Source organism: Micromonospora sp. NPDC047465 (assembly GCF_040643125.1).
Taxonomy (GTDB): Bacteria; Actinomycetota; Actinomycetes; order Mycobacteriales; family Micromonosporaceae; genus Micromonospora.
Genome location: NZ_JBEYTP010000015.1, coordinates 78,871 through 99,599, shown reverse-complemented (window position 1 = coordinate 99,599; position 20,729 = coordinate 78,871). Strand labels below are relative to the sequence as shown.

The 20,729-nt window shown below is 74.4% G+C and carries 21 protein-coding genes and 1 pseudogene; 13 read left to right on the top strand and 9 right to left on the bottom strand.

The window, feature by feature from the left end; translation table 11 throughout:
• Positions 1-404: 404 nt before the first annotated feature.
• Together ABZ793_RS16225 and ABZ793_RS16220 are read right to left on the bottom strand one after the other, a co-directional pair.
• Positions 405-1,730, bottom strand: a complete 1,326-nt coding sequence (locus ABZ793_RS16225; protein ID WP_357457499.1) for an MFS transporter — start codon at positions 1,728-1,730, stop codon at positions 405-407.
• Between the two features lie 121 nt (positions 1,731-1,851).
• Positions 1,852-3,234, bottom strand: a complete 1,383-nt coding sequence (locus tag ABZ793_RS16220) for an MFS transporter (RefSeq protein WP_357457497.1) — start codon at positions 3,232-3,234, stop codon at positions 1,852-1,854.
• Positions 3,235-3,385: 151 nt separating this feature from the next.
• On the opposite strand from ABZ793_RS16220, the gene ABZ793_RS16215 reads away from it, so the two are divergent.
• The gene (locus ABZ793_RS16215) at positions 3,386-4,153 is read left to right on the top strand and encodes a phosphoglyceromutase (protein WP_350707001.1); all 768 of its coding nucleotides are present in this window, start codon (positions 3,386-3,388) and stop codon (positions 4,151-4,153) included.
• 47 nt (positions 4,154-4,200) lie between these two features.
• Here the strand turns inward: ABZ793_RS16215 and phoU are convergent, their stop codons facing one another.
• Complete coding sequence (phoU, locus tag ABZ793_RS16210) at positions 4,201-4,854, bottom strand: phosphate signaling complex protein PhoU (protein ID WP_357457495.1); 654 nt, start codon at positions 4,852-4,854, stop codon at positions 4,201-4,203.
• 198 nt (positions 4,855-5,052) lie between these two features.
• On the opposite strand from phoU, the gene ABZ793_RS16205 reads away from it, so the two are divergent.
• Positions 5,053-6,339 carry an ATP-binding protein gene (locus tag ABZ793_RS16205; protein WP_357457493.1) on the top strand — a complete coding sequence of 429 codons (1,287 nt, stop codon included), beginning with the start codon at positions 5,053-5,055 and terminating at the stop codon, positions 6,337-6,339.
• A 23-nt stretch (positions 6,340-6,362) separates the two neighbouring features.
• Entirely contained in the window at positions 6,363-7,046 is a 684-nt protein-coding gene (locus ABZ793_RS16200) for a response regulator transcription factor (RefSeq protein WP_350707007.1), read from the top strand.
• A gap of 64 nt (positions 7,047-7,110) precedes the next feature.
• Here the strand turns inward: ABZ793_RS16200 and ABZ793_RS16195 are convergent, their stop codons facing one another.
• Complete coding sequence (locus ABZ793_RS16195) at positions 7,111-7,920, bottom strand: hypothetical protein (RefSeq protein ID WP_350707009.1); 810 nt, start codon at positions 7,918-7,920, stop codon at positions 7,111-7,113.
• Positions 7,921-7,994: 74 nt separating this feature from the next.
• On the opposite strand from ABZ793_RS16195, the gene ABZ793_RS16190 reads away from it, so the two are divergent.
• Positions 7,995-8,939 carry a Ppx/GppA phosphatase family protein gene (locus ABZ793_RS16190; RefSeq protein ID WP_357457490.1) on the top strand — a complete coding sequence of 315 codons (945 nt, stop codon included), beginning with the start codon at positions 7,995-7,997 and terminating at the stop codon, positions 8,937-8,939.
• A gap of 61 nt (positions 8,940-9,000) precedes the next feature.
• Positions 9,001-9,807 (top strand): sugar phosphate isomerase/epimerase, encoded by an 807-nt coding sequence (locus tag ABZ793_RS16185; protein WP_357457488.1) that lies wholly within the window; start codon positions 9,001-9,003, stop codon positions 9,805-9,807.
• Positions 9,808-9,961: 154 nt separating this feature from the next.
• Here the strand turns inward: ABZ793_RS16185 and ABZ793_RS16180 are convergent, their stop codons facing one another.
• The 3 genes from ABZ793_RS16180 to ABZ793_RS16170 are packed head-to-tail and all read right to left on the bottom strand — an operon-like array spanning position 9,962 to position 11,991.
• Positions 9,962-10,534, bottom strand: a complete 573-nt coding sequence (locus ABZ793_RS16180) for a CGNR zinc finger domain-containing protein (protein WP_350707015.1) — start codon at positions 10,532-10,534, stop codon at positions 9,962-9,964.
• A 19-nt stretch (positions 10,535-10,553) separates the two neighbouring features.
• Entirely contained in the window at positions 10,554-11,720 is a 1,167-nt protein-coding gene (locus ABZ793_RS16175; RefSeq protein WP_357457486.1) for a glutathionylspermidine synthase family protein, read from the bottom strand.
• A 1-nt stretch (position 11,721) separates the two neighbouring features.
• Positions 11,722-11,991, bottom strand: coding sequence for a hypothetical protein (locus ABZ793_RS16170; protein WP_357457484.1), 270 nt, complete (start codon positions 11,989-11,991; stop codon positions 11,722-11,724).
• Between the two features lie 131 nt (positions 11,992-12,122).
• Here ABZ793_RS16170 and ABZ793_RS16165 point away from each other — a divergent pair, with 131 nt between their 5' ends.
• The 8 genes and pseudogenes from ABZ793_RS16165 (at position 12,123) to ABZ793_RS16130 (ending at position 18,729) form a co-directional block, all read left to right on the top strand.
• On the top strand, positions 12,123-13,043 hold the full coding sequence (locus ABZ793_RS16165; protein ID WP_357457482.1) for a proline dehydrogenase family protein: 921 nt from the start codon (positions 12,123-12,125) through the stop codon (positions 13,041-13,043).
• A gap of 160 nt (positions 13,044-13,203) precedes the next feature.
• Complete coding sequence (locus ABZ793_RS16160; protein WP_357457480.1) at positions 13,204-13,539, top strand: YrdB family protein; 336 nt, start codon at positions 13,204-13,206, stop codon at positions 13,537-13,539.
• 119 nt (positions 13,540-13,658) lie between these two features.
• On the top strand, positions 13,659-15,122 hold the full coding sequence (locus tag ABZ793_RS16155) for a hypothetical protein (protein ID WP_357457478.1): 1,464 nt from the start codon (positions 13,659-13,661) through the stop codon (positions 15,120-15,122).
• 222 nt (positions 15,123-15,344) lie between these two features.
• Positions 15,345-15,484, top strand: a pseudogene (locus ABZ793_RS16150) (ABC transporter ATP-binding protein); the annotation flags it as partial.
• A 387-nt stretch (positions 15,485-15,871) separates the two neighbouring features.
• Positions 15,872-16,081, top strand: coding sequence for a helix-turn-helix domain-containing protein (locus tag ABZ793_RS16145; protein ID WP_007465625.1), 210 nt, complete (start codon positions 15,872-15,874; stop codon positions 16,079-16,081).
• Between the two features lie 216 nt (positions 16,082-16,297).
• Positions 16,298-16,399: an AURKAIP1/COX24 domain-containing protein gene (locus ABZ793_RS16140; protein WP_007465623.1), complete on the top strand. Its 102-nt coding sequence runs from the start codon at positions 16,298-16,300 to the stop codon at positions 16,397-16,399.
• A gap of 120 nt (positions 16,400-16,519) precedes the next feature.
• Entirely contained in the window at positions 16,520-17,593 is a 1,074-nt protein-coding gene (locus ABZ793_RS16135) for an NAD-dependent epimerase/dehydratase family protein (RefSeq protein WP_357457476.1), read from the top strand.
• A gap of 254 nt (positions 17,594-17,847) precedes the next feature.
• Positions 17,848-18,729, top strand: coding sequence for a lysophospholipid acyltransferase family protein (locus ABZ793_RS16130; protein ID WP_357457599.1), 882 nt, complete (start codon positions 17,848-17,850; stop codon positions 18,727-18,729).
• 18 nt (positions 18,730-18,747) lie between these two features.
• Here the strand turns inward: ABZ793_RS16130 and ABZ793_RS16125 are convergent, their stop codons facing one another.
• Together ABZ793_RS16125 and ABZ793_RS16120 are read right to left on the bottom strand one after the other, a co-directional pair.
• The gene (locus ABZ793_RS16125) at positions 18,748-19,623 is read right to left on the bottom strand and encodes an HAD-IB family hydrolase (RefSeq protein WP_357457474.1); all 876 of its coding nucleotides are present in this window, start codon (positions 19,621-19,623) and stop codon (positions 18,748-18,750) included.
• Positions 19,624-19,743: 120 nt separating this feature from the next.
• The gene (locus ABZ793_RS16120) at positions 19,744-20,619 is read right to left on the bottom strand and encodes a DUF5667 domain-containing protein (RefSeq protein WP_357457472.1); all 876 of its coding nucleotides are present in this window, start codon (positions 20,617-20,619) and stop codon (positions 19,744-19,746) included.
• Positions 20,620-20,729: the final 110 nt, after the last annotated feature.

The window sequence follows — 20,729 nt, the reverse complement described above, 5'->3', positions numbered from 1 at the left end:
GGAGGACCGAGGCAGCGACATCCGGGTAAGAATCCGGGTGCTGTGACCGGCGAGACAGCCGATCCAGCTTGAATCGGGAATCCGGGCGAACTAACTTTATTGCACCGCGCCACGCTCGGAAACGTTCGGGGGAGCGGCGGATCGATCAGATCCGTGCATCCGAGCGAGGCGCAGGGGACGGGTGGAACAACACCGTTGGGGGACGGTGGCCACCTGTTTGGACCGGCGGCGCGAGCGGGCGACGCCTACGGGGGTGGGTATCGCCCGCCGCCGCCGGTCATACCGTGCGAGCGCCCATCACGACCACAGGTCGTGATGGGCGCTCTGCTTTCCCCGGGCGCCCGCCCGCCGCTCGCCGGGCGGGCGGCGATGCCGGCCTTTCCTGACCGGGCCGGCCGTACGGGTCAGCGCGCCGGTGCGGGAGCCCGGGCGGGGGTCGCGGGCCGGAGGTGGGCCTGGGTGTCGGCGGCGCGGAGGGCGGCCACCCGGCGGTCGCGGGACGGGCCCGTCAGCAGATGGCAGCCGGCCGCCAGCAGCCCCAGCCCGCCGACGACGAGCCAGTGCCCGTCCCCGAGGTACTGCAGGCTCACCCCGCCTAGCGTGGGCGCCACGAACGACGCCGCCGGGAACGCCAGGTAGAACACCGACTGGTAGCGGGCGCGCAGCTCGGGCGGGGCGAGGTCGGCGTTGATCTGGGCGTTCGGCGGGGCGGCGAGCATCTGGCCGACCGTCCAGACCACCGCCGCGGCCAGGTACACCGCCAGGTCGTCGGCGACGGCGAGGACGGCGAAGCCGGCCGCCAGCAGCACGGTCGACACGGCCAGGACGTGGTGCTTGCGGTGCCGCTCGATCAGCCTCGGCACGAAGAGCTGCCCCACCACGATCAGCACCCCGCCGAGCGCCACCACCGCGCCGTACGCCGACGGGCGCAGCCCGTCCGTCCGCATCGCCAGCGGCATGATCGTCGAGGTCTGCATGGTCAGCACTGCCAGCACGAAGGTCAGGCCCACGAAGGTGAGGAAGGTGCGGTCCGTCAGGGCCGTGTGCAGCCCGGGCGGGCGCGGACGCCCCCGCCGCCGTGCCGCCCGCTCCCGGTGTCCCGCCGCCGGGGCGGCACCTGCCGCCCGGCCGACCCGCACCCGCGCAAGCGTTTCCGGGACCTTCCAGGCGATCACCAGGGCCGCGACGAGGGTGGCGGCGCCGTCGACCAGGAAGAGCGCGAGGAAGCTGGCCTCGGCGAGCAGGCCGGCCAGCAGCGAGGCCACCGCCATGCCGAGGTTGAACGCCCAGAACTGGAGGTTGAACGCGCGGGCGCGGCGCCGCTCGGGCACCACGTCGACGATCGCCGCGACGAAGGCGGGGCTGGGCATCGAGTGCGCCACCCCGACCAGGGCGGCGAGCGCGGCGATCACCAGCAGGTGCCGGCTGAAGGCCAGCGCGACCATGAGCCCGGCGGTGACCAGGTGGGCGGCGAGCAGGGTGGCCCGGCGTCCCCACCGGTCGGCCAGCACCCCGCCGAGGAGCACGCCGCCCGCCCCGCCCAGCCCGTACGCCCCGACCACCGTGCCCGCCAGCGCCTCGCTCGCGCCGCGCGCGTCGGTCAGGTAGAGCGACAGGAAGAGCATCGCGAAGGCGCCGGCCCGGTTGATCAGCAGGCCGGCCCAGAGGTACCAGAAGGTGGCGGGGAGGCCGCCTGCGGTGTCGTCCAGCCAGCGACGCAGGGCCCGCACCCGTCCCTCCAGACAGTTGTGTTTGTTAACGGTTCAGGCTCGACCGTAGGAATCCCGGGTCCGGCGCGCCAGCGTGTCGCTGATCACCACACTCCGGGTCGGGCCCGCCCGGGCGCTCGACTCACCGCACGCCGGTCGACTCGGCCGTCCGCCGCGGGTCGGTGGGCGGGCCGGCGTCCGCGCCGGGCACCAGCGGCTCGGCGGGCGCGGTGGCCGCCGCGGCGGCCGCCTCCGGCGCGGGCGGTCGGACCGCCACCACCGGCACGACGGTCTCGGTGGCCCCGCGCAGGGCGACGGCCCGCCGCTCCCGGGCCGGGCCGGAGACCAGGTGGGCGATCGCCATCAGCCCGCCGATCAACGCGCAGCCGAGCCAGAGCTCGGCGTTGCCGGCCTGCTCACGGACCAGGCCGCCGAGGACCGGCGCGACGGCGCCGGCGACCTGCCAGGAGAGCGAGAACACGCCCTGGTAGCGGCCGCGCAACTCGGCGGGGGAGAGTTCGGCGATCAGGGTGGCGTTGGACGGCGAGTTGAGCATCTCGCCGACGGTCCAGATCAGCACGGTCAGGCCGTAGAACCAGGCCGCGTCCGCGAACGCGGTGAGACCGAACCCGACGCCCATCACCACGGAGGCGAGGGCGAGCACGTGCGACCGGCTCCGGCCCTTGATCAGCCGGGGTACGAAGAGTTGGCCGACCACGATCAGCACCCCGTTGAGCGCGATCACCGAGCCGTACGTGGCGGGGCTCAGGCCGGAGTCGCCCATCGCGATCGGCAGCATCGAGATGTGCTGGAGGAAGACCAGCGCGCCGAAGAGGTTGAGCGCCACGAAGCCCAGGTAGACGCGGTCGGACAGGATGGTGCGCAGCGCCCCGGCCGGCGCCCCGGGGCCCTTGTGACGGGCACCGACGGCGGGGGCCCGCCGGGTCTCGCCGACCTTGGCGAAGATGATCAGCGCGGTGATCACGGTGGTGGTCGCGTCGACCACGAAGAGCAGCAGGTAGCCGGCCTCGGCGGCGAGGCCGGCGAGGACCGCGGCGCAGGCGAAGCCGAGGTTGATCGCCCAGTAGTTCAGCGAGAAGGCGCGCAGCCGGTCCTTCTCCGGCACCACGTCGATCATCATCGCCCCGAACGCCGGGCGGGCCGCCTCGGCGAACATGCCGAGCAGCAGCGCGCCGAGCGCCACCGCCCAGAGTTCCCGGGCGAAGCCGAGGGCGAGCATCATGGTGGCCGCGCCGAGGTGCGCGGTGAGCAGGGTCGGCCGGCGGCCCCAGCGGTCGGTCAGGGTGCCGCCGACGGTGGTGCCGACCGCGCCGCCGACACCCCACAGGCCGATCACGAGGCCCGCCTGCGACGCGGAGAAGTCGCGCTCCTGGGTCAGGTAGATGGCGAGGAAGACCAGGACGAACGAGCCGAGCCGGTTGATCAGCGTGCCGGCCCAGAGGTACCAGAAGGTGACCGGCAGGCCACCTGTCGTGTCCCGGAACCAACCCCGCATCGTCCGCACGTCGGCGCCCCCGCTCGCGTAATGACCGTCCTGATTGTTGCGCCTTACAACCTAGTGTGGGGCCGGTTTTCCGGTCATCGCCTTTTCCACGTGGTGGTCGTCACGACCACTGCCCGCGTGTCCCCGCGCCGGGTGCGGCAGGATGATCCGCATGACTGCGAGCGAGGGGCCCACCGTCGGGACGCTGGTCCTGCTGCGGCACGGCGAGAGCGACTGGAACGCCAAGAACCTCTTCACCGGCTGGGTCGACGTCGACCTGACCGAGAAGGGCGAGAACGAGGCGCGCCGCGGCGGCGAGCTGCTGCGCGAGCACAGCCTGCTGCCGGACGTGGTGCACACCAGCGTCATGCGCCGCGCGATCCGCACCGCCGAGCTGGCGCTCAACGCCGCCGACCGGCACTGGATCGCCGTGCGGCGGTCGTGGCGGCTCAACGAGCGGCACTACGGCGCGCTGCAGGGCAAGAACAAGAAGCAGACCCTGGAGGAGTACGGCGAGGAGCAGTTCATGCTCTGGCGCCGCTCGTACGACACGCCGCCGCCGCCGATCGCGGACGACGACGAGTTCTCGCAGGTGGGCGACCCGCGCTACGCGCTGCTGCCGAGCGAGCTGATGCCGCGCACCGAGTGCCTCAAGGACGTCGTCGAGCGGATGCTGCCCTACTGGTACGACTCGATCGTGCCGGACATCCTGGCCGGCCGGACGGTGCTGGTGGCCGCGCACGGCAATTCGCTGCGCGCCCTGGTCAAGCACCTGGACCAGATCTCCGACGAGGCGATCGCCAAGCTCAACATCCCGACCGGGATCCCGCTGCGCTACGACCTCGACCCGCAGCTGCGCCCGCTGACGCTGGGCGGCACCTACCTCGACCCGACCGCCGCCAAGGCGGCCGCCGCCGCCGTGGCCAACCAGGGTCGCTGACCGGCACGACGAAGGCCCCGGTGCCCGGGGCCTTCGTCGTGCCCGGCTCAGGCCGAGGGCGGCGGGGTCTGCCCGGTGATCAGGTAGACCACCTGCTCGCCGGCATTGACGGCGTGGTCGGCGAAGCGCTCGTAGAAGCGGCCGAGCAGGGTGGCGTCGATGGCGGTCTCCACGCCGTACGGCCAGTCCTCGCCGAGCAGCACCCCGAACAGGCTCCGGTGCAGGTCGTCCATGGTGTCGTCGTCGCGGTCCAGTTCGGCGGCGAGGTCGGCGTCGGGCTTGGCGAGCACCGAGCCGATCTTGACGGCCATCCGGTCGGCGGTGGCGGCCATGGCGGTGAAGATCGGCCGCAGCTCGGCCGGCACGGCCGGCGACGGGTGCCGGCGCAGGGCCGTCTTGGCGACGTGGTCGGCCAGGTCGCCCATCCGTTCCAGGTCGGCCGCGACGTGCAGCGCGGTGATCATCGCGCGCAGGTCGGAGGCGACCGGCGCCTGCCGGGCGAGCAGGTCGCAGACCCGCTCCTCGACGTGCCGGTAGAGGTCGTCGATCTCGGCGTCCCGCTCGATCACCGTCTCGGCCGCCCGGCGGTCCGCGGTGAGCAGGGCGCGGGTGGCCTGCCGCATCGCGGCCCGGACCCCCTCCGCCATGTCCACCAGCAGTTGGCTGACGATCTGCAGGTCAGCCCGGAACTCGTCGCGCATTGTCACGTCCTGTGGTCGGTGGTCGCCGCCGGAGGGCGGCGAGGGAGCAGGTGCGCCGCCCACGGTAGGTCGGACGGACGGACCGCAGATGAACCACGGTGAACGACGCCGGACGCGGGAGTGAACTTTCCCGGAAGCGAGCGTGATTCGCCCTATTTGTAGTGGTTGCCAGGTTAACAATCGCCCTACGATCGCCGGGTGGAGTGGGCGGTGACGGTCGCGTTGGCCGTGGGGCTGGTGGCCGGACTGGTCGCCGGGGTGCTGCTGCCCCGGTTCGTGCCGGGGTTGGGCGGGCGCTCCACCTCGACGGGGAGCCGGCCGGGCTTCCCCCTCACGCGTGGGAGGCTCCCGATAGCCGAGGATCCGCTGTCCGGGCTCGGCCGCCGGACCATCGACTCGCTCCGCGCCGGCGTGGTGGTGCTCGACCCCGACGACCTGCCCGTCCTGGTCAACCCCGCCGCCCGCGCGATGGGGCTGCTCCGCACCGGCCCGACCCCCGGCTCGATCGCCGCCCACCCCCTGATCCGTACGCTCGCCGGGCAGGTCCGGCGCACCGGCGTGCGGCGCGAGATCGAGCTGGACCTGCCGCGGGGCCGCGACAACACCGGGGTGAACCCGCTCGGGGTGCACCTGCGGGCGATGGGACTCGGCGCGGGCTACATCGCGGTGGAGGCGGCGGACGTCACCGAGTCGCACCGGCTGGCCCGGGTGCGCCGGGACTTCGTGGCCAACGTCAGCCACGAGCTGAAGACCCCCATCGGCGCCCTGCAACTCCTCGCCGAGGCGCTGCTCGACGCCACCGAGCCGGCCGGCGCGGGCGCGCCCGACCTCTCCGAGGACCTGGTCGCCGCCCGGCGCTTCGCCGAGCGGATCCAGCACGAGTCGACCCGGCTGGGCCGCCTGGTGCAGGAGCTGCTGGAGCTGACCCGGCTCCAGGGCGCCGAGGCACAGCCGCCCCCGGAGCCGGTCGCCGTCGACTGGGTGGTCGCCGAGGTGGTCGACCGGACCCGCACCTCCGCCGCCGCCCGCCGCATCGACGTGGTCGTCGAGGGGGAACGGGGGCTCACGGTCCACGGCAGCGACACCCAGCTCGCCACGGCGGTGTCGAACCTGGTCGAGAACGCCATCAACTACTCGGGCGAGGACACGACCGTCCGGATCACCGCCCGCGCCGACGACGAACACGTGGAGATCGCCGTCGCCGACCAGGGCATCGGCATCGCCCCGACCGACGTCGACCGGATCTTCGAGCGCTTCTACCGGGCCGACCAGGCGCGGTCCCGGTCGACCGGCGGCACCGGGCTGGGGCTGGCCATCGTCAAACACATCGCCGGCAACCATGGCGGGCGGGTCGAGGTGTCGAGCACTCTTGGTGGTGGATCGACGTTCACCCTGCGGCTGCCCGCCCGTCCCCCCGACGAGATCCTGGCGACACTGCCGTCTGCTGGGATCGAGGCCGGCCCGGCCGAGCTCCGGCAGGTCTGACAGCAATGGAAAGGAAATCCCCGTTGAGCCGCGTTCTGGTGGTCGAGGACGAGGAGTCGTTCTCCGACGCCCTGTCGTACATGCTCCGCAAGGAGGGCTTCGAGGTGTCCGTCGCCGCGACGGGCCCCTCCGCCCTCACCGAGTTCGACCGGACCGGCGCCGACATCGTGCTGCTCGACCTGATGCTGCCCGAGATGTCCGGCACCGAGGTGTGCCGGCAGCTCCGACAGCGCTCGCACGTGCCGATCATCATGGTCACCGCGCGGGACAGCGAGATCGACAAGGTGGTCGGCCTGGAGATCGGCGCCGACGACTACGTGACGAAGCCGTACTCGCCGCGGGAGCTGGTCGCCCGGATCCGGGCGGTGCTGCGCCGGCAGAGCTCCGAGGTCGCCGAGTCGGGCGCGCCGACGCTGGCCGCCGGCCCGGTCCGGATGGACATCGAGCGGCACGTGGTGACCGTCGACGGCGCCCCGGTGCAGCTTCCGCTCAAGGAGTTCGAGCTGCTGGAGCTGCTGCTGCGCAACGCCGGCCGGGTGCTGACCCGGGGGCAGCTCATCGACCGGGTCTGGGGGGCCGACTACGTCGGCGACACCAAGACCCTCGACGTGCACGTCAAGCGGCTGCGTTCCAAGATCGAGCCGGAGCCGTCCGCGCCGCGCTTCATCGTCACCGTGCGGGGCCTGGGCTACAAGTTCGAGCCCTGATCGGCGTACGCGCGAAAGGGGCCCGCGCCGGCGCGGGCCCCTTCCGTACGTGCTGCGGTGGCGGTCAGGCGCCGTCGGCCGGGTGCGGGGCGACCATGCCCTGCCGGCTGCGCGCCCCGCACAGCTCGGCCAGCTTCGCGTACGCGGGCGCGCCGATCAGCGCGGTCAACTCCGGGCCGTAGGAGACGTACATCGGCTCGGCGCCGACGTGCGCGTCGGTGGAGGAGGTGCACCACCAGTCCAGGTCGTGCCCGCCGGCGCCCCACCCCCGCCGGTCGAACTCGGACAGCGTGGAGACCAGCACCTTGGTGTTGTCCGGCCGCTTGACCCACTCCTGGTCGCGGCGGATCGGCAGCTGCCAGCAGACGTCCGGCTTGTATTCCAGCGGGTGCACCCCGTCGCGCAGCGCCTGGGCGTGCAGCGCGCAGCCGGCGCCGCCCGGGAAGTCGGCGTCGTTGAGGAAGACGCACGGACCGTCCTCCGCCTGGGTGGCGGTGCGGCGGGCCGGGTTCTTGCCGTCGATCGTGTCGTTCTCGGTCCAGTTCTTGAACCCGCGACGGAAGTGCTGCCACGTCGCCGGGCTCAGCCGCTTCACCGCGGCCCGGACCCGCTGCTCGTCGTCGGAGTCGGTGAAGAACGCGCCGTGCGAGCAGCAGCCGTCGGCGGCCCGGCCGGCGACGATGCCGTGGCAGCCCCGGCCGAAGACGCACGTCCAGCGGGAGAGCAGCCAGGTCAGGTCGGCCCGGACCAGGTGGTTCTCGTCCGCCGGGTCGGCGAACTCGATCCACTCCCGCGGGAAGTCCAGCGGCACCTCGCGGCTGCGCGGGTCGTCCGGGTCGTCCACCAGCACTCGGAGTTCGATCTGCCCTGTCACCCGGCCCAGCGTACGCCCGGAGCCCGGCCCGGTCCGCCGAGCCGCGCGATCGTGTTGCCCCTAGTGTCTTGGACATGCGACTGGGTGTCCTCGACGTCGGTTCCAACACGGTGCACCTGCTTGTGGTCGACGCCCACCACGGCGCGCACCCGTGGCCGGCGCACTCGGAGAAGGTGGTGCTCCGGCTGGCCGAGCAGATCGGCCCGGACGGCGCGCTCACCGAGACGGGCGCGGACGGCCTGGTCAAGGCGGTCAGCATGGCCAGGGCGGCCGCCGCCGGGCTGGACGCCGACGACCTGATCGCGTTCGCCACCTCCGCCGTGCGGGACGCCACCAACGCCCCCGAGGTGCTCGCCCGGGTCCGCGAGGAGGCTGGCGTACGCCTGGAGGTGCTCCCGGGCGCGGACGAGGCGCGGCTGACCTTCCTCGCGGTGCGGCGCTGGTTCGGCTGGTCGGCGGGGCGGCTGCTGGTGCTGGACATCGGCGGCGGCTCGCTGGAGATCGCGGCCGGCATCGACGAGGACCCGGCCGAGGCGGTGTCGCTGCCGCTCGGCGCCGGCCGGCTGACCCGGGACCGGCTCCGGGTGGCACCGGACAGCGCGGCGCCGCCGCCGGCCGAGGCGGTCGACGAGCTGCGGGCGTACGCCGACGGCCTGCTGGAGCCCGTCGTCGCGCGGATGACCGCGGTGGGCTGGGAACGGCCGGTGGCCACCTCGAAGACGTTCCGGACCCTGGCCCGGCTGGCCGGTGCGGCCCCCTCCGGCGCGGGCCTGTGGGCCCCCCGCCGGCTCACCCGCCGCGGGCTGCGGCAGGTGCTCGGGTTCATCCGGCACATCCCGCCGGCCCAGCTCGCCGAGCTGGAGGGGGTCAGCGCGGGCCGGGCCCACCAGTTGCTCGCCGGGGCGGTGGTCGCCGAGGCGGCGATGCGCCGGCTGGACGTGGAGGCGCTGGACATCTGCCCGTGGGCGTTGCGCGAGGGCGTGATCCTGCGCCGGCTCGACCAGCTCGGTTCCGGGTGATACGGGCGCTTTGCGGGTTCTCGTCATGAGGTGTCAATCGACCCCGGCTACCCTCGATGGTGTGACTTCCCGCGTCCCCGTGCTCCTGTCCAGTTCCTCGGTCTTCCCTGAGCGGACCGCGGCGGCGTTCCAGCTGGCCGCGGCACTCGGCTACGACGGCGTCGAGGTGATGGTCTGGACGGACGCCGTCAGCCAGGACGTCGGCGCGCTGCGCGGGCTCGCCGAGCACTACGGCGTCCCGGTGCTCTCCGTCCACGCGCCCTGCCTGCTGGTCACCCAGCGGGTGTGGAGCCCGGACCCGTGGGAGCGGCTGCGCCGGTCCGCGGAGATGGCGGCGACGCTCGGCGCGCCCACCGTGGTGGTCCACCCGCCGTTCACCTGGCAGCGCGACTACGCGCGCAACTTCGCCGACGGGCTGGCCAGGATCGCCGGCGAGTTCCCGGAGCTGCGCCTCCCGGTGGAGAACATGTACCCGGTCCGGATGGCCGGCCGGCAGTTCGTCCCGTACGTCCCGGGCTGGGACCCGACCGAGACCGGCTACCCCTCCTACACGCTCGACCTGTCGCACTGCGCCGCCTCGCACACCGACGCGATGGCGATGGCCGACCGGATGGGCGCCGGCCTGGCGCACGTCCACCTCGGCGACGGCACCGGCGAGGGGCGCGACGAGCACCTCGTGCCCGGGCGCGGCAACCAGCCCTGCGCCGAGCTGCTCTCCTCGCTCGCCGGGCGGGGGTTCACCGGCTCGGTCGCCGTGGAGGTCACCACCCGGGGCGCGAAGAGCCGCGCGGTGCGGGAGGCCGACCTGCGCGAGGCGCTGGAGTTCGCCCGCCAGCACCTCGGCACCCCGTCCCCCGTCGACGCCTGACGCGCCGACCCTCGACGCGGCATCCAACCACGCGGGTCGGGCGGGGCCGCGGCAGGAGGCCGGGCGCGGCGGGCCGCGCCGCGCCGCGAGCCGGTCGAGGGCGCCGGTCGACAGCCCGGCCCGGCCCGGGCGGGTGGCCGACCCGGGCCGGGCGTCAGGCGACCGTGGTGAGGGATTCCTTGCTGGCGGCGCCGGCCTGCTCGCCCACCGCGGCGCGCTTGCGGGCCCGGTGCGCGGCCACGTGCGAGCGGGTCGCGCAGCGCTCCGAGCAGAACCGCCGGCAGCAGTTGGACGAGGTGTCCAGGTAGACGTTGCCGCAGCGTTCGTCGGCGCAGACCCCGAACCGGGCGCTGCCGTACTCGCAGAGCCAGACCGAGAGGCCCCAGACCGCGCCGGCCAGGTATTCGGCGCTCACCGAGGCGCCCCGGCTGGTCACGTGCATGTGCCAGTCGCTGGAGTCGTGCCCGGAGATGCGGGGTTGCACCGGGAACGCCTCCAGCAGGGCGTTGAGCTCGGCCACCGCCTGGGCGTCCCGCCCGGAGGTGCCGTACTCGAAGACGTCGCGCAGGCGCTTCTGCGCCCGCCGGAAGGTCGCGAGGTCCCGCTCCGCCACCTCGTCACGCATCCACGCGTTGTCGTCGGGGAAGAGGGCCCGCAGGTCGTCGAGGTCGTCCAGGCGGGCGTTGACGAGGTCAACGCCGGTCCGGGCGTACGCGTCGAAGTTCACGCCCCCAACGGTAGACGACTCAGGAGCCGCGTGGTGCGTCGATGTAGTGCGGCAGGAACCGCGCGTAGCCGTCGGTGATGAGGCTCGCGCTCTCCCGCAGCCCCGCACCGGCCGACTCGCCGTCGACCACCCAGCTGCCCAGCACCATCCGGTTGCCCTCGAACTCCGGCAGCGCGCGGAACTCCTGGTAGCAGAAGCCCTCGTCGCCGTAGATCCCCGGATTGGTGATCTCCCCGGCGCCGGTGACGATCCGCACCGAGCCGCCCTCCCGGCCGAGCAGCGGCTTGGCGACGTACTCGGACATGCCGCGCGGCGAGTCGAGGTACGCCGGCAGCAGCAGCTCGTGGCCGGGGTACAGCTCCCAGAGCACGGCGAGCAGCGCCTTGTTCGACAGCAGCAGCTTCCACGCCGGCTCGATCCAGGTGGTCGGGGTGCCCGGCCTCAGCGCCAGCGACCCGTACGGCTCGGCGAGCATCCACTCCCAGGGATAGAGCTTGAAGCAGGTGGTGACCGGCTGGCCCGCCGCGTCGACGAAGCGTCGCCCGTCCCAGCCGATCTCCTGGACGGGCTGGAACACGACGTCCAGCCCGGCCTGCCGGGCGGTCTCGGCGAGGTAGCCGGCGGTCATCTGGTCCTCGCCGGACTCCTCCTCGTTCGACCAGACCACGTGCACCCGCCGGTCGTGCAGGCCGGCGCCGATCTTCGCCCAGGCGCCGACGAGGCGCTCGTGCAGGCTGTTCCACTGGTCCAGCTCCGGCCGGGTGTGCTCCAGCCAGTACCATTGGACGATGCTCGCCTCGACCAGGGCGGTCGGGGTGTCGGCGTTGTACTCCAGCAGCTTGGGGGGCCAGCTGCCGTCGTACCAGAGGTCGAAGCGCCCGTAGAGGGTCGGCGGCGACTCGCGCAGCGACCGGGCCACGGCCTCGGCCGCCCAGTCCGGGATGCCGAACTCGGCGTGGCGGCGGCGCGCGACGACGTGCTCGGCGGCCGCCACCGACATCCGGTGCAGCTCCTCCGTCGCCTCCTCCAGCCGCAGCACCTCGTCCAGCTCGAAGGCGTACGCGGCGGTCTCGTCCCAGTACGACATGATCCCGCCGTCGGGCAGCTCCGTGTCGACGTACACCAGGCCCTGCGAGCGGATGGTCGCGTCCCAGCCGGGGCGGGGGGTGACGGACTCCCGGCGCACGTCAGCCGCCGCAGGCGGCGAGGTGGGTGCCGAAGCCGCCCCGGTCGGGGACGGCCGCGGTGACCGGTTCCGGCGCGGTGCCGCCGGCGGTGACCTCGGGCACCCGCAGCGCGATGGCCACGGTGCCGCCGCCGACCGGCCCGAGGGCGCAGTCGTCGTCATCGTCGTCGTCGGAGGTCGTGTTGCAGGCGGAGAGGGCGAGCGCCAGGGCGGTGAGCGCGCCGAGCTGCACGGAGGCCGACCGGAGCCGGCGGCGGGGGCGATGTTCCACGTCATGGTTGTAACCGATGGACACCAGTGCCGTCCGCCCCCGGGTAAGGCATGTGATGCGGTTGGGACCTGGGCGCGGGTACTGCCGCCGCCGCCCGGCGCGCGGGCGTCGTCGGGCGTTACGCTCGGTCCATGCTCCGTTCCGTCATCCTCGCCGCCTCCCGGTCATCCCAGGTCGAGCGGCTCGTCGCGACGGCCCCGGTCACCCGGGACCTCGTCCGCCGGTTCGTGGCCGGCGCCAAGACCGACGACGCGTTGCGCGCGACCCGCGAACTCGTCGACGACGGTCTCGCGGTCACCCTCGACCACCTCGGCGAGGACACCGTCACCCCCGAGCAGGCCAACGCCACCCGGGACGAATACCTGCGGCTGCTGACGCGGCTCTCGGGCGCGGGGCTGACCCCGGCGGCCGAGGTGAGCGTCAAGCTCTCCGCGCTCGGCCAGATGTTCGACGAGCAGCTCGCCTACGACAACGCCCGGGCGATCTGCGCCGCGGCCGACGAGGCGGGCACCACGGTCACCCTGGACATGGAGGACCACACCACCACCGACTCGACCCTGGACATCCTGGCCAAGCTCCGCAAGGACCACCCGTCCACGGGGGCGGTGCTCCAGGCGTACCTGCGGCGGACCGAGTCGGACTGCCGCGAGCTGGCCACGGCCGGGTCCCGGGTGCGGCTGTGCAAGGGCGCGTACAAGGAGCCGGAGTCGGTGGCCTACCAGTCCGCCCGCGAGGTGGACAAGTCGTACGTCCGCTGCATGAACATCCTGATGTCCGGCGACGGCTACCCGATGCTGGCCACCCACGACCCGCGCCTGATCGCCATCGGCGAGGACCGGGCCCGCTGGTTCGACCGCGGCCCCGAGCGGTTCGAGTTCCAGATGCTGTACGGCATCCGGCCGGAGGAGCAGGCCCGGCTGGTCGGCGAGGGCTACACCGTGCGCACCTACGTGCCCTACGGCGACCAGTGGTACGGCTACCTGATGCGCCGCCTCGCCGAGCGCCCGTCCAACCTGGCCTTCTTCGGCCGGGCCGTGCTCAGCAGGAAGTGACTCAGACGTTCGACCAGCCCCGGGTGCTCCGCACCAGGCGGTAGCCGTCCGGATCGACCACCGTCACCCCCAGCGGTCCCGGTACGCCCGAGGTCGACACCGACGGACCGGTCACCGCGTCGAGTGGCGCTTCCGGTCCCGAATCCCGGGAGGAGCGCCGATGAACGCCCTGCTCTTGCTGCTGCTCTTCCTGCTCGAACTGGCCGTGCTGGCGATCGGCGGCTGGTGGGGCTGGTCGTGGGACGCCGGGACACCCGCCCGGCTGGCCGCCGCCGTCGCCGTGCCGCTGCTGCTGGCCGCGCTCTGGGGCGTCTTCGGTTCGCCGAAGGCCCGGGTGCCGCTGCCGGCGGCGGGCAAGCACGCGTTCCAGGCCGCCTGGTTCGTGGCCGGCGGCGGGATGCTCGCCCTGCTCGGGCGGCCGCTGGCCGGCGTCGCGTTGGTCGTCGTCTGGGCGCTCACCGTCGCCCTGCTCCGGCGGTCGGGCCGCCCTGCCTGAGCCCACCCGGCGGGCCCGCCGGCCCGCGTCGCCGCGGGTGGCGGCGCGACCCGCCCGGGGGCGGCGTCGGGCCGTGGCGGTGGTCGCCGGGGCGATCGGATGGTCGTACCCTTCGCCGGGTGACTGACGGGCAGCCTGAGGCCGACGGTCGGCCGGCGACGGACGACGCGCGGGCCACCGCGACGACACCATCCGCCGCATCGTCCACGCCCACCGAGCCGCCCATGCCGGGCGCCCCGGCCGCGCCCGTCGGGCCGGGCCTGCCGACCGTGCCCACGGCGTCGGCCGAGCCCGGTCCCGTCGCGCTGCCGGTGGCGCCGCCGGAGCGGGCGTCGCGGCGGCTGTGGCCGCTCTGGGCGGCGCTCGCGGCGGTCGTGGTGATGGTCACCTGCGGCCTGTCCACGGCGTTGCTGGCCGGCGCCGCGCGCGACGACGCCGGGCCGGTGCCGGGGGCCTCCGACACCCGGGCCGACGACCCCGCCACGAGGGCCGCCCGCCAGCTCGGCGAGCGGATGACGGCGGAGCTGGCGCGGCAGTCGGCCGCGCTGCTCGCCGGGGACCGGGCCGGCTTCCTGGCCGTCGCGGAACCCGTCGCGCACCCGGACCTGCGCCGCCGGTACGCCGCGCTGCGGGCGCTGCGGGTGACCGCCTGGCAGGCCGAGGCGACCGGCCTGCCCACCCCGGTCGAGGGCCGGCCCGGCGAGTGGCGGTTGCCGGTCGAGTTTCGGTACTGCTTCGTCGTGCCGGACTGCCGTACCAGCCGGGTGCTGACCGGCACCCGCTGGCGGGCGGGGGACCGGCCCCGGCTGCTCGCCGTGGAGCCGTCCCGATCGGCGGAGGCCGGCACCCGGCCCTGGGAGGTCAGCGAGCTGGCCGTCGCCGTCGGCCCGCGCACCCTGGTGGCCACCACCCCCGCCCTGCGCCGGCACCTGCCCGGCCTGCTCGCCCAGGCCGAGGCGGCCGCCACGGTCGCCGACACGTACGCCGTCGGCGGCCGGCCGCCCGACCGGTACCGGGTCTTCTACGCGGGCCGCGCGGAGTGGCAGCGCTGGTACGGCGGGGACCGGCCGAAGTGGACCGGCGGGTACGCGGTCACCGTAGGCGGCGGCCACCACGAGGTGGTGCTCAACGCCGACGGGCTGGTGTCCAGCGGGGTGGACGACCTCCTCCGGCACGAGCTGACTCACGCCGCCTCGCTGCCCGAGCGGGGCTACCCGGGCAAGGGCATCTGGTGGCTGGTCGAGGGGCTGGCCGAGCACGCCGGCGCCGACGGCCAGCCGGTCGACCGGTACGAGGGACTGGCCGAGGTGCGGCGGCTGACCGGCGGCTGGGACGGGCGGCTCGACGGCCTCAACCCAGCCGACGACGCGCCGGCCGAGCGGGTCAGCGGCAGCTACGGCATCTCCTACCTGGCCGTCCGGCACCTGGTCGACCGGTTCGGCCCGGAGCGGCTGCTGGCCTTCTTCGCGGCGGTGGTGCACGAGCGTCGCCCGGTGGCCGACGCGGCCGAGGCGACCTTCGGCGAGCCGTGGAGCGCCCTGCACGACGAGTGCGTCGCGTACGTCCGGGCCGTGGCCGCCTGACCGGCGCGTCGTCCGACGCCGCCTGACCGGCGCAGGCCGAACGTCGCCCGGGCGGTGCGTCGTCGGGCGTCGACGCGGGCTCGTGGCGCGGGCCGCACCGGCCCGCCGTCCGCGACGGCGTGGTGGTCGGCGACCACCGGCGGCCCATGCGGCAGCGCATCGCCGACGCGGGCCTGCCGCCGCTGGCCTGACGGCGCAGCCCAGGGGGCGGTCGGGAGCGTTCATGATCGACCGCTGTCGGGCGGCGCCGGCCGACCTGACACACTGGTGCCGCTCCCAGCGCGGAGCCCCGGTCCGCGTCCGGAAGCGGCCCGGGGCACCCGCCCGGTGGTTCCGGTGGCGCCGCCGGAACCACCGGGCGCCTTTCCGCGGCGGGGGCGGCTCGTGAGCGCGGCGAGGCGTGGCGGGCGGCGCCGGACGCGCCGCGGGCCACCGGCTGCACGGGGCGCCGCGGGGTGGGCGGCCCGGAAGACGACCCGTCCCGTAACGGTCACCGCCCCTGGCCGTGCTCGGCTCCCCGGTGCTCGCGCCACGGCGGAATGAGGACCGACCGGACGTCGGGCGCAACAGGTTCGACAACGACGTAGCCGGTCGGGTGGACCGGCCCCGCGAACCATGATCAGTTGTACGAAGGGATCGCGCCGGTCACAGCCGCCCCGCTACCGTACTGGTAACACGCGCGTCGCCGGTCCGGGCGGGGAGGATCCCGTCCGGTGGCACGCGCCGGGCATGGGATGGGTCGGTGAGCCATGGCCGGGTCGCAGTCCGACGGTCGACTGTCGGAGGTCAAGTTCCTGACCGTCGCCGAGGTGGCGACGGTCATGCGGGTGTCGAAGATGACGGTCTACCGCCTGGTGCACAGCGGTGAGCTCACCGCGGTCCGGGTCGGCCGGTCGTTCCGGGTTCCCGAACACGCGGTGCACGAATACCTGCGGGGTGCCTTTCAGGAAACCGCCTGAGCCGCCCGCGGGCCACCCGTCGAGTGCGACGTAACGGGCATCGACGGGGGCGCGTTGGTCCTGCTGACGCTCTCCCGCTACCCTGGACCCCGACCGTGACCGCAGATGCGCCCCGCCGCATGTCCCGCTGGCCCGGTCCGCTGTCCGCACGCGGTCGTAGACGGCACCCGACGGTGTCATCCGGTCGCCCCGCATGTTGCATCGAAAGGCTTTCGTATGGGCTCGGTGGTCAAGAAGCGCCGCAAGCGCATGGCTAAGAAGAAGCACCGCAAGCTGCTGCGCAAGACCCGCGTCCAGCGTCGCCGTCTCGGCAAGTGACCGGGGCCGGGCCGCTGCCCGGCACCCGTCGTCACTTGCCAACTGTCGACCCTCGGAGGCTCAGGTGATCAGGCCGTGGATGTCCCGGCTCGATCCCGCCTGCCGGGGGAGGTGCGCGACATGACCCCCGGTGGCACCCCAGATGCCCCGGGGGTCGTCGTCGTGACCGGGGTCAGCCGCTACCTCGGCGCGCACGTCGCCGCCCGGCTCGCCGCCGACCCGCGCATCGAGCGGGTCATCGGCGTGGATCCGGCGGAGCCGGCCGCCGAGTTCACCGACCTGCTCGACCGTGTCGAGCGCGTCCGCGTCGACGCCGGCTCGCTCGGCGGTCTCCTCGCCGACCTCGACGTCGACGCCGTGGTCCACCTCGCCCTCGTCACCGCCCCGGACCAGCAGCACGGCGGTCGCGCGGCGATGAAGGAGCAGAACGTCATCGGCACGATGCAGCTCCTCGCCGCCTGCCAGCGGGCGCCCCGGCTGCGCAAGCTCGTGGTCCGCTCCTCGACGGCCGCGTACGGGGCGTCGTTCCGCGATCCGGCCGTCTTCACCGAGGAGACCGAGCCGCGCGAGGTGCCGCGCGGCGGCTTCGGCCGCGACATCCTCGACATCGAGGGGTACGTCCGCGGCTTCCGCCGCCGCCGGCCCGACGTCACCGCCACGGTGCTGCGCTTCGCGCCCTTCATCGGCTCGACCGCCGACACCACCCTCACCCGCTACTTCTCCCAGCCGGTCGTGCCCACCGTGTTCGGCCGCGACCCCCGGCTGCAGTTCCTGCACTTCGACGACGCGCTGGAGGTGCTGCACCGGTCGATCGTCGAGGACCATCCGGGGACGTACAACGTGGCCGGTCCCGGGGTGCTCTCCCTCTCCCAGGCGATCCGCCGGGCCGGCCGGGTCGCCGTGCCGGTGCTGGAGCCCGGCCTCTCCGGGGCCGTCGCGTTCGCCCGCAACCTCGGCTTCGGCCGCTACGGCCTGGACCAGGTCGACCTCTTCGTGCACGGCCGGGTCGTCGACACCTCCCGCCTGGAGCGGGAGTACGGCTTCACGCCCCGCACCACCGCCGCCGCGTTCGACGACTTCATCCGCGCCCACCACGGTGGCGTCGTGGTGACCCGGGACCAGTTGGCGGCCGCGGAGCACCTCGTGTTGGAGGGGATCCGGCAGGTCCGGGCCGCCGTGCGGGAGCGCTCGTGAGCGCGCCGGAGGAGCGGCGCGACGGCCGCTACGACGTACCGCTGACCGTCGCCGAGCCGGGCGCGGAGCCGGCGCGGGCGAACGGGCGCCGGGCTGCCACGGCCGACGAGCCGGACACCGCCGCCACCGACGAGCCGGTAGCGGCCGCTGTTGGCAGCAGCGACGAGCCTGGCGGGCCTGTCGCGTCGGGTGCCACGGACGAGCCCGACGAGCCGGCCGCGACGGAGTCCGACCGGCCGGGCGGGGCCGGGGACGTGCCGGCGACGACCGGGCCGGCGGTGCCGGACCGACCGGGCGACCACTGGGACCGCCGGGTCGCCAAGGGGCTCGCGTTCCTGCGCCGCCGGCTCTCCGGCGACTACGAGGTCGACGAGTTCGGCTTCGACCCGGAGATCACCGAGGCGATCTTCCACCCGCTGCTGCGGGTGCTCTACCGGGACTGGTTCCGCACCGAGGTCACCGGCCTGGAGCACGTGCCCGCCGAGGGCGCCGGCCTGGTCGTCGGCAACCACTCCGGCACCGTGGCGCTGGACGCGCTGATCCTCTCGGCCGCCCTGCACGACCAGCACCCGGCCCACCGTTACCTGCGGCTGCTCGGCGCGGACCTGGTCTTCCGGATGCCGGTCGTCTCCGAGCTCGCCCGCAAGACGGGCGGGACGGTCGCCTGCAACCCGGACGCGGAGCGGCTACTCGGCAACGGCGAGCTGGTCGGCGTCTTCCCCGAGGGCTTCAAGGGCATCGGCAAGCTCTACGCCGAGCGCTACAAGCTGCAACGCTTCGGCCGGGGCGGGTTCGTCTCGGCGGCGCTGCGCACCGGCACCCCGATCGTGCCGGTCGCCATCGTCGGCGGCGAGGAGATCTATCCGATGCTCGCCGACATCAAGCCCCTGGCGCGGCTGCTCAAGCTGCCCTACTTCCCGGTCACCCCGACCTTCCCCTGGCTGGGGCCGCTGGGCATGGTGCCGCTGCCGAGCAAGTGGCTGATCGAGTTCTGCCCGCCGATCCCCACCGCGCACCTGACGGACTCCGCCGACGACCCGCTCGTGGTGTTCAATCTGGCCGACCAGGTGCGGGAGACGATCCAGCAGACCCTGCACAAGCTGCTCGAACGCCGGCCGGACCCGTTCGGCCCGTGACGCGGGCGGCCGGCGACGTCAGCCGCTGCGGCGACGCCGGTGCAGGGCCATGCCGGCGGTGACCGCCCCGGCCAGCAACCCGGCGGCGGCGGTGGACGGCACCACGATCTTCACGGCGCGCCGGCCGGTGCGGAAGTCGCGTACCTGCCAGCCGCGCTGCCGGGCCTCCCTGAGCAGGGCGGCGTCGGGGTTCACCGCCACCCCCCGACCCACCGTGGAGAGCATCGGCAGGTCGTTGCAGGAGTCGCTGTAGGCGGTGCAGCGGGCCAGGTCCAGCCCCTCCACCGCGGCGAGCTGGGTGATCGCCTCGGCCTTCGCCGGGCCGTGCATCAGGTCGCCGACCAGCCGACCCGTGTACGCCCCGTCGACCACCTCGGCGACCGTGCCGATGGCGCCGGTCAGGCCCAGCCGGGCGGCGATCACCCGGCCGATCTCCACGGGCGCGGCGCTGACCAGCCAGACCCGTTCGCCGGCGTCCAGGTGCCGCTGGGCCAGCTGGCGGGTGCCGCCCCAGATCCGGGGGGCCATCAGCTCGTCGAAGATCTCCTCGGCGAGGCGCTCCACGTCGTCCACCCGCCAGCCCTCGACGAACGCGAGGGCGGCCTCCTTGGCCTGCGACATGTCCCCGGCGTGCTCGGTGGCGAGCAGCCGGAAGCGAAGCTGCTGCCACGCGAACCGGGCCAGGTCGGTCGTGGTGAAGTACTTGCGCGCGGCGAGGCCCCGGGCGAACCAGTAGATCGACGCGCCCTGCATCATCGTGTTGTCGACGTCGAAGAAGGCCGCCGCGGTCGGATCCGGCTGCGGCGGAGCCAGGGGCGCCAGGTCGGTCTCCGCCCAGCCGGCGGTGTGACCGTGGACGTCGGTGCTGACCGTCACCTTGCGGCTGCGGGCCACGCGACCTCCCTCTGCTGACCGGGCGCGGCGTGCGCCTGCCACTGGTCGAGGGTAGCCGGGCGACGGTTGCCGACGGCCGCCCGGCGGGTGAACTGTGGCGCGGACGGCGCGCCGGACAGGTCAGCGGTCGCCGGGGCAGGTGGCGGGGGCCGGGCCGAGGGAGTCGCTGCCGACGGGGGCGGGCAGGCCGCAGGAGATCGCCGCGCGGAGCGCGTCGGAGCGCTTGCGGACCGCGTCCAGCAGGGCCAGCGAGCGGCGGGTCCGGTCCCGGTCGGCCCGGGTGCCGGCGTCGAGGAGGTCCCCGACCGCCCGCCGCTGCCCGGTGAGGAAGGAGTTGACCGCGTCCAGCGCCGCCAGGTCGGAGCGCTGCACGGCGGCGGTGGTCAGCAGGCGTACGCCCTGGCGGGTGCCCGCGTCCATGTCGTCCAGCACGGCGCTGTAGCCGTCCCGGTCCCCACGCAGCGCGGCGGCCTCGGCCAGCCGGGTGCGGGCGAAGTCCAGGAAGAGCTGACCTCGGCTGATGTCCGAGCTGGCCAGCGCGAGCTGGGCCCGTTCCGTCGAGCGCTTCATGCCGTACAGCGCGTCACCGGGGACCGCGTTCTCGCTCGCGGCGGAGATGCCGGAGAGGGCGACCGCGCCGGCCGCGATGCCGACCAGGATGGCGCCGCGGGCGCGGGCCCGGCGGGCGGTGACGGCGGGCAGCAGGCGGCCGCGACCGGTGTCGGCGGCGGCCGGCTCCGGCGCGGCGGCGGTCGCCGGGGCGCCGATGCCCTCGCGTTCGGCCGTGGCCAGCAGCATGGCGCGCAGCCCGGTGCGGAACTCTGGGTCCACCTCGACGGCCGGCGGGGCGGCGCCGAGCCGCTGCCCGACGGCGACGAGCGCGGCGAGCTGGTCGTCGGCGCGGGAGCGGACGTGGTGTCGCCGGCCGCCGTTGGCCTCGTCGAGAAGCTGCGCGAAGCGCTCCGCGCGCCGACGGGAGAAGAGGTCGCTGTCCACCGCAGGCACCTCCTCTCGCTGGTCACGGCCGGTCGGCCGCTGTCGTCGCCAGCGACCGGTGACGGCGTGACACCACGAACGAAGGTCGTGGCCGGCCACGCTGCCGGACC

What these genes read in the sequence shown, in the direction of transcription:
- ABZ793_RS16215 (WP_350707001.1), top strand. Translation starts at nt 3,386, where the DNA reads ATGACTGCGAGCGAGGGGCCCACCGTCGGGACGCTGGTCCTGCTGCGG.
- phoU (WP_357457495.1), bottom strand. Translation starts at nt 4,854, where the DNA reads ATGCGCGACGAGTTCCGGGCTGACCTGCAGATCGTCAGCCAACTGCTG.
- ABZ793_RS16190 (WP_357457490.1), top strand. Translation starts at nt 7,995, where the DNA reads ATGCGACTGGGTGTCCTCGACGTCGGTTCCAACACGGTGCACCTGCTT.
- ABZ793_RS16165 (WP_357457482.1), top strand. Translation starts at nt 12,123, where the DNA reads ATGCTCCGTTCCGTCATCCTCGCCGCCTCCCGGTCATCCCAGGTCGAG.
- ABZ793_RS16160 (WP_357457480.1), top strand. Translation starts at nt 13,204, where the DNA reads ATGAACGCCCTGCTCTTGCTGCTGCTCTTCCTGCTCGAACTGGCCGTG.
- ABZ793_RS16145 (WP_007465625.1), top strand. Translation starts at nt 15,872, where the DNA reads ATGGCCGGGTCGCAGTCCGACGGTCGACTGTCGGAGGTCAAGTTCCTG.
- ABZ793_RS16140 (WP_007465623.1), top strand. Translation starts at nt 16,298, where the DNA reads ATGGGCTCGGTGGTCAAGAAGCGCCGCAAGCGCATGGCTAAGAAGAAG.
- ABZ793_RS16135 (WP_357457476.1), top strand. Translation starts at nt 16,520, where the DNA reads ATGACCCCCGGTGGCACCCCAGATGCCCCGGGGGTCGTCGTCGTGACC.